Annotated in this window: 8 protein-coding genes and 1 pseudogene; 4 read left to right on the forward strand and 5 right to left on the reverse strand. The window is 72.1% G+C overall.

The window, feature by feature from the left end:
- Window positions 1-167: 167 nt before the first annotated feature.
- A pseudogene (locus tag GA0070618_RS34875) lies at window positions 168-686 on the forward strand (M23 family metallopeptidase); the annotation flags it as partial.
- 291 nt (window positions 687-977) lie between these two features.
- Here the strand turns inward: GA0070618_RS34875 and GA0070618_RS25110 are convergent.
- The 4 genes from GA0070618_RS25110 to GA0070618_RS25125 all read right to left on the reverse strand — a co-directional run bounded on the left by GA0070618_RS25110 (window position 978) and on the right by GA0070618_RS25125 (window position 5,707).
- Window positions 978-2,270 (reverse strand): MFS transporter, encoded by a 1,293-nt coding sequence (locus GA0070618_RS25110; protein WP_088983822.1) that lies wholly within the window; start codon window positions 2,268-2,270, stop codon window positions 978-980.
- Window positions 2,271-2,372: 102 nt separating this feature from the next.
- Window positions 2,373-3,329 carry an NAD(+)/NADH kinase gene (locus GA0070618_RS25115; protein ID WP_088983823.1) on the reverse strand — a complete coding sequence of 319 codons (957 nt, stop codon included), beginning with the start codon at window positions 3,327-3,329 and terminating at the stop codon, window positions 2,373-2,375.
- Window positions 3,330-3,554: 225 nt separating this feature from the next.
- The gene (locus GA0070618_RS25120; RefSeq protein WP_088983824.1) at window positions 3,555-4,004 is read right to left on the reverse strand and encodes a flagellar protein FlhE; all 450 of its coding nucleotides are present in this window, start codon (window positions 4,002-4,004) and stop codon (window positions 3,555-3,557) included.
- A 251-nt stretch (window positions 4,005-4,255) separates the two neighbouring features.
- Window positions 4,256-5,707, reverse strand: coding sequence for an MFS transporter (locus GA0070618_RS25125; RefSeq protein ID WP_088983825.1), 1,452 nt, complete (start codon window positions 5,705-5,707; stop codon window positions 4,256-4,258).
- Window positions 5,708-6,231: 524 nt separating this feature from the next.
- Here GA0070618_RS25125 and asnB point away from each other — a divergent pair.
- Both asnB and GA0070618_RS25135 read left to right on the forward strand, forming a co-directional pair.
- Complete coding sequence (asnB, locus tag GA0070618_RS25130) at window positions 6,232-8,070, forward strand: asparagine synthase (glutamine-hydrolyzing) (protein WP_088983826.1); 1,839 nt, start codon at window positions 6,232-6,234, stop codon at window positions 8,068-8,070.
- 137 nt (window positions 8,071-8,207) lie between these two features.
- On the forward strand, window positions 8,208-9,584 hold the full coding sequence (locus GA0070618_RS25135; protein ID WP_172900414.1) for a cellulase family glycosylhydrolase: 1,377 nt from the start codon (window positions 8,208-8,210) through the stop codon (window positions 9,582-9,584).
- A gap of 57 nt (window positions 9,585-9,641) precedes the next feature.
- Here the strand turns inward: GA0070618_RS25135 and GA0070618_RS25140 are convergent, their stop codons facing one another.
- Window positions 9,642-11,582 (reverse strand): hypothetical protein, encoded by a 1,941-nt coding sequence (locus GA0070618_RS25140; RefSeq protein WP_143740308.1) that lies wholly within the window; start codon window positions 11,580-11,582, stop codon window positions 9,642-9,644.
- Window positions 11,583-12,032: 450 nt separating this feature from the next.
- Here GA0070618_RS25140 and GA0070618_RS25145 point away from each other — a divergent pair, with 450 nt between their 5' ends.
- The gene (locus GA0070618_RS25145; RefSeq protein WP_088983828.1) at window positions 12,033-13,097 is read left to right on the forward strand and encodes an enolase C-terminal domain-like protein; all 1,065 of its coding nucleotides are present in this window, start codon (window positions 12,033-12,035) and stop codon (window positions 13,095-13,097) included.
- Window positions 13,098-13,113: the final 16 nt, after the last annotated feature.

A 13,113-nucleotide genomic window follows, 5' to 3' on the forward strand; every position in this document is an offset into this window, starting at 1 on the left:
AAGCTACCGAGGAGTGGCAGCTCGGGATAGATATTTACATTGATCGATGTCGCGCCTACGATTCCGATACTGCGCGCGCATCGACAGCGTTCTATCCCAAGCCTCAAGGATGAACCGTGCGATCAATCAGGTACGTCGCCACGCTCCTGGCCGCCCTCGCCACCGCCCTGACCGCCACTCTCGTCGTCGCCACCCCCGCCCAGGCCGCCCCGCTGTTCAAGGCGCCGTACCCCTGCGGACAACGGTGGACCTACAGTCACCACAGCGCCGAGGTGCGCCTGGCCCTCGACTTCGTCCGCGCCGACGGTGGTGGCACCGCCGGCACCCCGGTCCTCGCCTCCGCCGCCGGCACCGCGACCCGCCACTACCAGGCCAGCGGTGCCGGCAACTACGTGGTCATCGACCACGGCGGCGGCTGGAAGACCTACTACTTCCACCTCGCCGCGTTCTCCGTCGCCAGTGGCGCGTGGGTCAACCAGGGGCAGCAGATCGGCACCACCGGCAGCACCGGCAACTCCTCCGGGGCGCACATCCACTACGAGCAGCTCTTCAACGGTGTCGGCCAGAACATCGTGATCAACGGGGCCTCGCTCGCCCCGTACCCGGGCGGCTACCACCAGCGCTACCTGACCAGCGACAACGGCTGCGGCGGTGGCGGCACCGCGTTCTGGACCTGGGGCTCCGGCATCCGGGTCCGCAGCGACGTGCGGCTCTCGGCGCCGGTGGTCACCACCCTGCCCGGCCCCACCCTGGTGTACGTGCTCTGCCAGAAGCAGGGTGACACCGTCACCGCCGACGGCTACACCAACAACTGGTGGGCCCGGCTCCGGGACCAGAACGGCTACATGACCAACATCTACATCGACCACCCGGCCGCGCAGCTACCGGGCGTGCCCATCTGCTGACCGGCGCGGGCCCGCGACCCGTCGTGACCGGCGGCGGGCGCGGGCCAGCGCGGTTCCCGTCGCGGACGCCGGCTACCGCGCCGCCGACGGCCGACGGCCGGCGAGACTGGCGGCGAGCAGGCCCAGCGCGAGGAGCTGGGTCGCGCCGAGGACGGCGATCAGCGCCGGCAGCGAGCGGGCGTACAGGACGCCGACCAGGCCGCCGCCGGCCAGCGCCGCGCCACCCTGGACGGCGGCGAAGACGCCGTAGGCGGTGGCCCGACGGGCGGCGGGGACGAGGTCGGCCACGAGGGCCTTGACGGTGGAGTCCTGCACCCCGACGGCAGCGCCCCACAGCAGTGCCCCCGCCACGACGGCGACGAGGCTGCCGGAGAGCGCCAGCGCCGGCACGGCGGCACCGAGCAGGGGCAGGGCGAACAGCACCCGCGCGTGCCACCGGTCGTACAGCTGACCACTGACCAGCGCGGCCAGGGCGGCGGCGGCCATCGCGGCGGCGTACAGCAGGGGTATGCCCGCGACGGCGATCAGGCCGGTCCGGCTGGCGTGGAACGAGATGATCCCGAAGGTGACCAGCCCGGCGGTGGCGGCTCCGGCCGCCGCGGCGAACAGCAGGAAGCGACGGGGCAGGTCGGCCCCGACCCAGCGGCCCAGCGCGCTCGGCGCGCGACCGCCCCCGTCGGGCCGGGAGGTGGCGGGCTCCGCGGGGGCGGTGTCGAAGACGGACGGGTCGGGCACCCGCCGACGGATCCGGAGCAGCAGGCCGATGGCCAGCGCCCCGGGGACGGCGAGCAGGGCGAGGGCCGGCCAGATCACGCCGGTGGCCGCCAGGACCGCCGCGACCAGCAGGGGACCGGCGAAGGCGCCGACCTGGTCCAGCGCCTTGTGGACCGCGAAACCGCGACCACGACCGACCGCCCCGGCGGCCTGCGCCAGCAGCGCCGACTTGGCCGGGCTGCGCACGGCCTTGCCGGCGCGTTCGGTCAGGATCAGCACCGCCGCGACCGCCAGACCGGCCCCACCGAGGAAGGGCGTCACGGCCAACAGGGGGACGCAGACGGCGGTCAACGCGTACCCGACCAGGGTCAGGGACCAGTACCGGCCGGTGCGGTCGGCCAACGGCCCGGACGCCAGCCGCAGCAGCAGCGACATGGCCTCGCCGGCCCCGGACACCAGGCCGACGACCAGGGCCGACGCGCCCAGGGCGCCCAGCAGCGGGCCGGTGATCGACCGTGCGCCCTCGTAGACCATGTCGGCGGCCAGACTGACCGTCCCGAAACCGACCACGACCCGCCACGCGGACCACCGCGCCGCCGGGGCCGGCGACCGCGAGGTGGTGGCGGTCGGACCGGTCGACACCTGCGGCATGCTGGCTCCCTCGGATGCAACCGGCGCGTGCCGGATCGGTCGGACCCACGACGTGGGGGTGCTCCGTTCCCACGCTCGGCACGACCGTACCGGCAGCGTGGGTCAGCCCGCGTCGGGGCCGGGCGAGGGCGGACGGAGGTGCTCGGGGATCAGCTCCAGAAGCTGGTCACGGCGCAGCGGCAGGTCGAGCAGACTGAGCTTGAGCTGGCTGCGCTTGACGTGCCGGCTGGCCGAGAATCGGACGACGTGACCGGCGTCCTCGCGCAGCCGGACGGTCAGCGTCCGGCCGGGACTCAGCTCCGCCGACGGGGTGCCGTCGACGTCGACCGCGACCGGGGCGCTGTCCGGGGCGACCCGCAACGACACCTGGTCACCGGCACCCAGCACGACGGAACGGCCGATGCCCGCCATCGGCGCCACCGGCGTGATCACCATCGTGCGCGCCGACGGCGAGACGACCGGCCCTCCGGCGGCGTAGTTGTAGGCGGTGGAGCCACTGGGTGTGGCGACGACCAACGCGTCGCACCGGTAGTAGCCGTACTGCTGGTCGTTGACGGTGAGGTCGACCGAGACGGTGCCGGTCCGGCCGTGCCGGGCTAGCACGATGTCGTTGAAGCCGGTGCCGGTCCGTAACGGCGTGCCACCGGTGTGGTCGGCGACCAGACAGCTGTGCGACTCGACGGTGAAGTCGCCACCGACCAGGCGGGCCAGCGCCTCCTCCAGCGCGTCGGGGGTGACCTCGACGAGGAAGCCGAGGTTGCCGTGGTTGACGCCGAGCACGGGTACCGGGTGCCCGACGACCAGCCGCATCGCGCCGAGCATGGTGCCGTCACCGCCCAGGGCGACGACCCCGTCGACCTGGGCGACGAACCGGTGGTCCGGCACCGTCTCGACCTCCGGGACGATCCGGTCGCGGTCCTGGTCGCGCGCGACGACCCGGACCGAGTGGGTACGGGCCCAGCCGAGGATCGTCGAGACGGATTCGCCCACCGTCCGGCTGGGGTGGACCACCAGACCCAACGTGGGGACCCTGGTGACGCCGACGGTCTGACGGCTCATCCGCCGAGCGTAACCGGGGCCACGCTCGACACCCCGAGCTTTGTCCGTTCCCGTCCCCGCCGGGCTGGAGCCGCCTCACCCGCTGGCGCGGGGTGACGCGGGGACGCCGGCGGCACCGACGGTCGGGTCGGCGCCGCCCGGGTGCGGAGCTGCTGACCCCGACCCGACCCGCGAGAGACGGTCGGGGTCGCCGCCGGGTGGCGGCGACCCCGACGGGTGGGCGTCTCAGTACTGGTAGGTCACGGTCACGTTGTGGGTGTACGCGTACACCGGTGGATTGATCACGCTGGAGCCTGATCCGAACACCAGGACGAACCGGAAGTACCAACTGTTGTTGGCCGGGTCCCCGGTGAAGTACGTCGAGGTCCCGGTGTTCCCGCCGAACGTCCACAGGGTCTCGCAGCGCTGGACGTTGCAGAGCTGCCGGGTGAGGTTGGACGGGTAGCTGGACAGGTTGAACTGCCAACTGACGCCGGTGACGGTGGCGCCGGCGGGCACCGTGCCGGGGCTGCTGGCGAACCCGCTGGAGTAGACCGTGTTGGTGCGGTAGACCGAGCCTCCGCTCGGCGAGACGCTGTAGGAGCCGACGGCGGCCGAGGCCGGGGCGGCGGGTGCGAGGAGCACCATGGTCAGGGCGACGGCGAGAGCGGAAACGGTGCTACGCCATGCGGACATCGCGCCTCCTGAGGTGGGGGAGAGTTGGCGTGCCCGAGCATCTTCGCCCGTTCCGCGAGCGCCCTCGCGACGATTTCCTCGATCGACAGCTTGACGCCAGAAGCGGCACTTCCCACATAGGGGCTGCCAGCGGAAACGTCATCCCAGATCGCGATTCGGGAGGCAGCGCGGGAAAGGTCTGCACAACACCGGCCCGACGGTCGCCCGGTCAACGCCGGGCCGGCAACAGGTCCGCCGGCGTCGGTCCCCGGTCAACGGGTGGCCGTCTGGCCGGGGGCGGACGCCGGCTGGGTCCGGGCCGTCCCGGCCGGGCCTGCGCGCCCGGCGCGTCGACCGTGCCGGACCAGCGCGAGCGCACCGAGAGCCGCGGCGAGGACCCCGGCGGCCAACGCGCCCCGCATGCCGGTGACGGAGTAACCGTCGGCGGCCCAGGCGGCGGTGGCGACGGCCGGGCCGAGGGCGAACCCCAGGTTCCGGGCGAGTTGGACGGTCCCACCGGTCGTCGCGGTCAGGCCGTGCGGCGCGGCGGTCATCACCATGGCCTGGACCGGCCCGCCGTACAGGCCCATCCCGACGCCGGCCACGGCGAGCCGCCACGCCACGTCGAGCGGCTCCCACCCCGACGGCAGCGGTTGGACCAGCAACAGGCCGACGGTCACCACGACCGCGCCGAGCGCGCCGGTCCGCCCCGCGCCCCACCGGTCGGCCAGCACCCCGCCGACCGGGCCGGCCAGGCCCATGCCGGCGGCGAAGGCGAGCATGGTCAGGCCGGTGACCTCCGTGCTGACATCGACCACGTCGACCAGGTGGAACGGCAGCAGGAACTGCATCACCGCGAAGCCGAGGGCGAGCAGCAGGACGGCGACGTGACCGGCGCGGACGCCGGGCACGCGCAGCAGGGCCAACACCGGCCGGCTGGCCGGCAGCCGCCACCAGACGCCGAGGACCACCACGGCGGGAAGCACCAGCAGCAGCCACTCCGGGCCGGCCTCCGCCGTCCTGGTCAGCGCCACCAGGAGCACCCCGAGCCCCAGCGCCGTCAGCGCCGCCTCGGCGAGCCACCGGCGGTCGGGGGCCCGGAGCGGACCGTCGTCGGGCATGGCGAGGAGCCCGACCAGGACGATCCCGACGGCGACCGGGACCACCGCGAAGAAGACCGGCCGCCAGCCGACCACCCCGAGCAGCAGCCCGCCGAGGGGTGGACCCGCGACCGCGCCGAGCGGCCCGAGCGTGGCCAGCACGCTCATCGCCCGACCGCGTGCCTCGGGCCGGACCGCGACCGTGGCCAGCACCGGCATCAGGGCGAACATCACCGCGGCGCAGGCGCCCTGGGCCACCCGGGCCGCCACGAGGAACCCGACGCCCGGCGCGAGTCCGGCCGCGGTGCTGGCGACGGCGAATCCACCCACCGACGCGACGAGGGCGGCGCGCTTGCCCACCCGGTCCAGCCAGCGCCCGGCGGGTAGCACCAGAGCCACCACCGGCAGCAGGTACGCCAGGACCGTCCACTGGGTGGTCGCCGGGTCGCCACCGAGGTCGTCCCGGATGGCGGGAAGCGCCACGTTGACGATGCTCGTCTCGAGCATCGCGACGAACACCACCGCTCCGGCGGCGTAGACGAGCAGCCACCTGTCGCGCGTCGGGGTGGTCGCCCCGGAATGGCCGACCGCCCGGCCCCGAGCATCTTCCGCGTCGAATCCCATACGCTACTGGTCGCTCCGCGCCAGCCTGCGGTTCCCGGAAACAATGTTACAGATGTCAATTCCTTGGTAGGTGGCTCGCAGTCGGCCGCGTCGGCGATTCCGCCGGTGTCGGCCCTCATGTGCTGGTCGCCGCCGGCCCGGCGTGCCCGGTCGCCAGGACGGCCCGAATGGTTCCCGGACATTTTTTCGCAACACGCAATTGCCGCAGTGCGGACCGATCGTCGCCATGCGCCCCGTCTCGCGGCGCGTGTCGGAGGCCGGTTTCCTCCGGTCCGGGCGGAGCCGACACCAGCAAAGACATGCGTCAATGCGGTACGTTGCCCGGCGCGCGCCGTGCCGTGTCCGGCGGCGCGCCCGGACCTCGTGGTCCGGTGGGCGATTCGGTCATGGAGATCGACTTAATGCCTTCAAAGCCGATAGGGATTACCTTCAACCCCACGCGGCCGGCTCGCGGTGTTCGTGGGCCGTCGGTCCGATGCGGTACGCCCGCGATGCCGGGCCGCGCCGAGAGTGGAGGGGACGACATGTGCGGAATCACCGGCTGGGCTTCCTTCGACCGCGACCTGCGGTCGGAGCACCAGGTCATCGAGGCGATGGTCGCGACCATGACCCCTCGGGGTCCGGACGCGGGCGGGCGCTGGCTCGACGCGCACGCGGCCATCGGGCACCGCCGCCTCGCCGTGATCGACATCATCGGCGGGCAGCAGCCGATGGTGGCCGAGTCGGCCGGCGCCGAGGTGGTGCTCACCTACAGCGGTGAGGTCTACAACTTCGTGGAGCTGCGCGATGAGCTGCGCCGCCTCGGCCACCCCTTCCACACCCAGAGCGACACCGAGGTGCTGCTCCGTGCCTACCTCGAATGGGGCGAGGAGGTGGTGCACCGCCTCAACGGCATGTACGCCTTCGCCGTGTGGGACCAGCGCCGCCAGTCGCTCATCCTGGTGCGGGACCGGCTGGGCATCAAGCCGCTGTACTACAGCCAGGCCGCCGGCGGGGTGCTGTTCGGCTCGGAGCCGAAGGCGATCCTCGCCCACCCGGAGGTCGAGCCCCGGGTGGACCTGGACGGCATCCGCGAGGCGTACAGCCTGCTGTTCAACACCGGCCCGTCGGTCTGGTCGGGCATCCGGGAGGTGCTGCCGGGGTCGGTGGTCCGGTTCGACCGGTCGGGCCTGACCGAGCGGACGTACTGGCGGATCGAGGCCCGGCCGCACACCGACGACCTGCCGACCACCCTGGCGAACGTCCGGCACCTGCTCGTCGACAGCGCCCACCGGCAGCTCGAGGCGGACGTGCCCCGGTGCACCCTGCTCTCCGGCGGTCTGGACTCCACCGTCCTGACCGCGCTGCTCAACCGGGAGATCCAGCACCGGGAGGGTCCCGGAGAGCGCATCCGTTCGTTCGCCGTGGACTACCACGACCAGCAGGAACAGTTCACCGCCGACGTCCTGCGTTCCAGCCCGGACGCGCCGTTCGCCCGTGAGGCGGGCGAGTTCATCGGCTCGGACCACCACACGATCCTGCTCGACCCCGACCGGCTCCTCGACCCGGCGAACCGGCAGGCCGTCGTGATCGCCCGGGACTCGCCGATCGGTGTCGGCGACATGGACACGTCCCTCTACCTGCTCTTCGGTGAGATCAGGCGGACCTCCACCGTCGCGCTCTCCGGGGAGGCGGCCGACGAGGTCTTCGGCGGATACCCCTGGTTCCACTCGCCGCAGGCGCTCGCCGCCGACACCTTCCCCTGGCTGCTGGTCACCAACGACCGGCAGGCCATGCCGCTGCACCCGGACCTCTCCGCCAAGCTGCGGCTGCGCGAGTTCCAGGCGGACACCTACCGGGACGCCCTCGCGGCGGTCCCGGTGCACGACGGGGAGTCGCCGGAGGAGCGGCGCGTCCGGGAACTGCTGCACCTGAGCCTCACCCGCTGGCTGCGGCAGCTCCTGCACCGCAAGGACCGGCTCAGCATGGCGGTGGGTCTGGAGGTCCGGGTGCCCTACTGCGACCACCGGCTCGTCGAGTACGTCTTCAACGCGCCGTGGGCGATGAAGACGTACGACGGGCGGGAGAAGAGCCTGTTGCGGTCGGTCGCCCACGGCCTGGTGCCGCAGTCGGTGCTGGACCGGCTGAAGAACCACTACCCCTCCACGCACGACGTCCGCTACAACCGGGGGGTCCAGCAGCAGGCCGCCGACGCGTTGAAGGACCCGCACAGCGTGCTGCGCGAGATCGTGGACGTCGACGGCGTCCGGCCCGCGCTGGAGGTGCCGCCGGAGAAGCTCGGGTGGGGTCACCGGCTGCGCCTGGAGCGGGTCATCGACCTCTCGCTCTGGCTCGGGTACTACAACCCCACCATCGTCCTCTGAGCCGTCGCTTCCGGCGGTGGTGGACGGTCGTGCCGGGGCTCCGCGCGTTGCAGTAACACTTAACCTTCTTTATAGTTCGATGGCAATAAATACCGTCATCGTTCCTGGAGGTGCTCGTGCGACTTCGCGGCAGACCGATCCTGGTGGCCGGCCTCATCGCGGCGGTGGCGCTGGCGCCGCTCGCCCTGTCCACCACCGCCGGTGCGGCAACGACACCGACCGCGAGTTTCACCAAGGTCAACGACTGGGGCGCCGGGTGGGAGGGTCGCTACACGATCACCAACTCCGGCACCACCTCGATCACCTCCTGGCGGCTGGAGTTCGACCTGCCGGCCGGCACCACGGTCGGCTCGTACTGGGACGCGCTGTTGACCAGCAGCGGGCAGCACCACACGTTCACCAACCGGTCCTGGAACGGCACGGTCGCCCCGGGCGCCTCGGTGACCTTCGGCTTCGTCGGCAACGGCTCCGGCGCCCCGGTCGGCTGCACCCTCAACGGTCAGCCCTGCGGCGGCGGCACCACGCCGACCACGCCGCCGCCGTCCACCACCGCCCCGCCGACCACACCGCCGCCGACCGCCGGCACCCCGGTCGCGGCCAACGGCCAGCTCCGGGTCTGCGGTCGCCAGCTCTGCAACCGCAACGGCAAGGCGATCCAGTTGCGCGGCATGAGCACGCACGGCATCCAGTGGTACGCGAACTGCGCCACCCCTGCCTCGCTGGACGTGCTCGCCCGGGAGTGGAACGCCGACGTGCTGCGGATCTCGATGTACATCCAGGAGGGTGGCTACGAGACCGACCCCCGCCGCTTCACCGACATGGTGCACAACTACATCGAGCTGGCCACCGCCCGGGGCATGTACGCCATCGTCGACTGGCACATGCTCAGCCCCGGCGACCCGAACCACAACCTCACCCGGGCGCGCACCTTCTTCGCCGAGATCGCCGAGCGGCACAAGGACAAGGTCAACGTGCTCTACGAGATCGCCAACGAGCCCAACGGGGTCTCCTGGAGCAGCATCAAGAGCTACGCCGAGCAGGTCATCCCGGTGATCCGCAGCCGTGACCCGGAGGCCGTGGTCCTGGTGGGCACCCCGGACTGGTCCTCGCTCGGCGTCTCCGGCAGCGGCGGCGGGGTCGACACGATCGCGGCCAACCCGGTCACCGGCGGCAACCTGATGTACGTCTTCCACTTCTACGCCGCCTCGCACGGCGACCTGTACTACAACACCTTCGCCCAGGCCGCCGACCGGCTGCCGCTCTTCGTCACCGAGTTCGGCACCCAGGAGTACACCGGTGACGGCCCCAACAACTTCACCATGTCCCAGCGGTACCTCGACCTGATGGCCAGCAAGAAGATCAGCTGGACGAACTGGAACTTCTCCGACGACTTCCGTTCCGGTGCCGTCTTCACCACCGGCACCTGCGGCAGCGGTCAGTTCGGCGGCACCAGCCGCCTCAAGCCGGCCGGCGCCTGGATCCGGGACCGGATCCGCACCCCCGACGACTTCTGAGGCTGGCCGAAGGGGCCCCGTCCTGCCGTCACCGGTGGAGGACGGGGCCCCTTCTCGTCAGCGGTGGCCGGCGGTCGTCCGGACGCCGCCCCTCGGCCGCGGAGTCGGTGCCGTCGAGGTGACCCGGTTGGCCCCGGCCTCGACGGTGAAGGTGTACTGCGTGCTCATGGAGCGGGTGCCGGCGGCCGTGACGCTGCGAACGGCCAGTCGGTTCGTGCCGGTTCCCGTCGGCGTCCAGGTCAGCGTGGCGGTGCCGTCGGGCTGGGCGGCGATCGTGACGTACGGGCCGTAGTTCATCGAGTATTCGTACGCCGTCGTGCCGGTCAGGCGCGGCGTGAAGCTGAACGTGCCCGTGGCGAGGGGGCCGCTGCCGGTGGCCGGGAAGTCGGTCGAGGTGACCCGGGGTCCGTCCACGACCGACCAGGACGTGCCGCCCTGCTCGGTCCGCACCCCGGCGGCGTCGCGCGCGACGACGGTGACGTAGTGGTAGCCACCCTTGGTCGAGGTGAATCCGAAGGTGACGCTGCCGTCGGCGGCCGGTGCGAGGACCTGCTTCGTGGCCTCGTCGCCGTTGAGCGTGGCCACGTACTCGACGACGTTCGCCATCCGGGTGCGGGCCGTGAAGGTGGCCGGCGTTCCCACGTCGGTGCCGCCGGTGCGGGTCACCGTGGGCGCCGCTCCGTCGACCGAGACGGAGGTCCAGCGCGGTTCGGAGAGGGTGCCGTCCGTGCTCCGGCTCTGGAAGCGGAGGCCGATGACACTGGTTCCGGTGGCCGTCCAGGTGAGGTCGGCGGTGCCGTCCGCGCGGGCCGGCACGGTGATCTTCTCGACGGGCGGTTCCGTCAGGCCCGAGTGCTGCGGCCAGTAGAGGTACGCCTCGACCTGGGGTGCCCGGGGCGCGAGGTGGAACGTGAGCGACGAGCCGATCGTCACGCCCCGGTCGGTGTCCCCGGTGAGCCTGGGACCGTTGTCGACGGTGAACGCATAGGCGCGGGGAGCGTGTGCCGTGCCGTCGTGGGTGACGCTGTGGACGTGGAGGGTCTGCCGGCCCGCGCGGGTGGGGGCGATCATGACCGTCGCCGTCCGGTCGGCGCCGAGCGGCGCCGTCCCCGACGGCCCGTCCTCGTCGATCCGCCAGACGAACGACGCCGTGCCGGTGACGGTGGCGGTCAGCTCGAACGCCCCGGGCACCCCGACGTTGTAGTTGAGGTTCGATCCCCAGTCCGGGTACGCGGCCGAGAAGATCGCCGGGCGGGTCTCCCTGACGTAGAACTCGTGGTAGGCCGCCCCGGACCAGTTCCCGGCTCGGTCGACGGCGTGGACGGCCAGCGAGTGGTGGCCGGCCGCCCGGGGAGTCCACCCGATGGTCGCCGGCCCGCCGAGGGCATCCGTGTCCACCAGGGCGTAGTCGGAGTCGTCGCTGAGCTCGGCGGAGTGGAACCGGTAGCGGTAGCCGACGGTGTCGTCACTGGCCGAGGTGAGCGTGAACGCGCCCGGCACGCCGATCGCGCCGCTGGCGTCGTCCCAGCTTCCCGCCGGATACACGGCGGAGGTGACGGTCGCTGCCGGGCCACCGGTGCGGTCGACGGTGAAGTGGCAGGTGCTGCTCCACGGCGACGCGTCCGTGCCGTCGAGGACGCGCACCCGCCACGCGTACGTGACACCGTCGAGTTGCTTCGACTCGTCCTCGAGTTGGACGTAGACCTGGTCGCTCTGCTCGCCGACGTTCCGGAGCCACTGCTGCGGCTGTTCGGGCGTGGTGGTGTCCCACACCTGGAACTCGGCCTGCAGGCCGGTTTCCTCGCTGGTACGGCTGAAGGTGCCCCGCAGCACGACGGCCTGGGCGTCGTTGAGCCTGCTCGGGCTCAGGTGCGGTCCCGGCGCGGCCGTGGCGCAGGGCTGGTCGGCCGTCCGCAGATCGGTGGGCGCGGTCACCGCCGCGGCGGCCGGAACCGCCGCCAGCCCCGCCGCCAGTGCGCAGCTGAGCGTCGATGCCACGACCAGCACCGTGGTCCGGCGATGGGCTCGCGAGAATGAAGGCAAGTTGGTCTCCCCGTGACGGAACGATTCGTGGTCACCCATCGAAGAGGATCGCACGCCTGCGTGACCACGGAAGCCCCGTTCGGCGTCGCGCGGACGACGGCACCGCATCCTGCGCCCGCCGGGTGACACGCGACCGTCGCCGGCGTCGACAAGAACTTCGAGAGTGCCGCGCCAAGACCTACCTGGAGTTCAACGTGCTCGCCCGGGACTTCGCGATCGGGATAACCCCGGAGTTGTTTTCCGGCGTTGCGGCCACCTGCTTCGCCCGTCCGTCCACGTGAGCCCCGACCGTCCGCGCCGGCACGGGCCACGGGCATTCCTGCGACCCGGCGAACCCCGATTACGGCAAGATTATTACATTGTCGAGCATGGATTAACTGGCTGACTCGTGGCATTGTTGCCCGCATGGAAGTACGCGTCCGTCGTACGACTCTGCGTCTGCTCACGACGTTCCGGAGTTCACGTCTCGCCTACGACTCGACCGACACCTGCATCGCGACGATCGGCCACGGCGGCGTCGCGGGTCAGGGGGAGGGCACACCGGCCTGGGCGCACGGGGAGACACTCGAGGAGGTCATCGAGGCGGTCGCGGCGGAGGGCGCGAAGGTCCTCGGTCCCGACCTGTCCGACCCTGACGAGGTGCTCGACCGGGTGGCGGAGTGGGCGGCGCCCGTCGGTGCCCGGATGGCCCTCGACGGCGCCGTGCACGACTGGCTCGGCCGGAGGGCCGGACAGCCGACCTGGCGGTTGTTCGGCCTGTCCCGCACCCTCGCGCAGCCGACGGGATACACGATCGGTATCGCGAGCGTGGCGGAGACCCTGGAGGTGGTGGCGAACGCTCCGGACGTGGGGGCGTTCAAGATGAAGGTGCGCAGCGCCGAGGATATCGAACGGTTGGCCGCCGTCCGCGCGGTGACCAGCCGTCCGATCCGGATCGACGCCAACGAGGCATGGAGCTTCGAGACGGCCCGGGACCTGACCCCGCGCCTGCGTGACCTCGACATCCAACTCATCGAGCAGCCCTTCCCCACGGACGCGGTCGACACCTACCGCCGCTACCGGGACCTGCCCGACCGGCTGCCGGTCTTCCTCGACGAGGGCTGCACCGACGTCGCCAGCGTCCATGCCGCTCGTGGCCTCGCCGACGGCGTCGTGGTCAAGCTGGCCAAGTCGGGCGGCGTCCGGGCCACCCGCCGGGTGATGGAGGCCGCGCGGCGGCTCGGCCTCTCGGTGATGCTCAGCTGCAACTGCGAATCGGAGCTGGCGCTCAGCCAGGCTGCGCTGCTGGCTCCGCTCGCCGACCGGATCGACATCGACAGCCAGTTCCTCCTTCGCGATCCGCCCTTCCGGGGTCTGGGGCTCGACCAGGGGCGGATCGTGCTCGGGGACGCCCCGGGTCTGGGGGTCGTGCCCGGTCCCGAGGACCCCCCGATCCCCGACGCCGGGCCCGGACCGGCTGCGGAGTCCTGACGGTGGGCCGGTACCG

The sequence above is a fragment of the Micromonospora echinospora genome (assembly GCF_900091495.1).
Taxonomy (GTDB): domain Bacteria; phylum Actinomycetota; class Actinomycetes; order Mycobacteriales; family Micromonosporaceae; genus Micromonospora; species Micromonospora echinospora.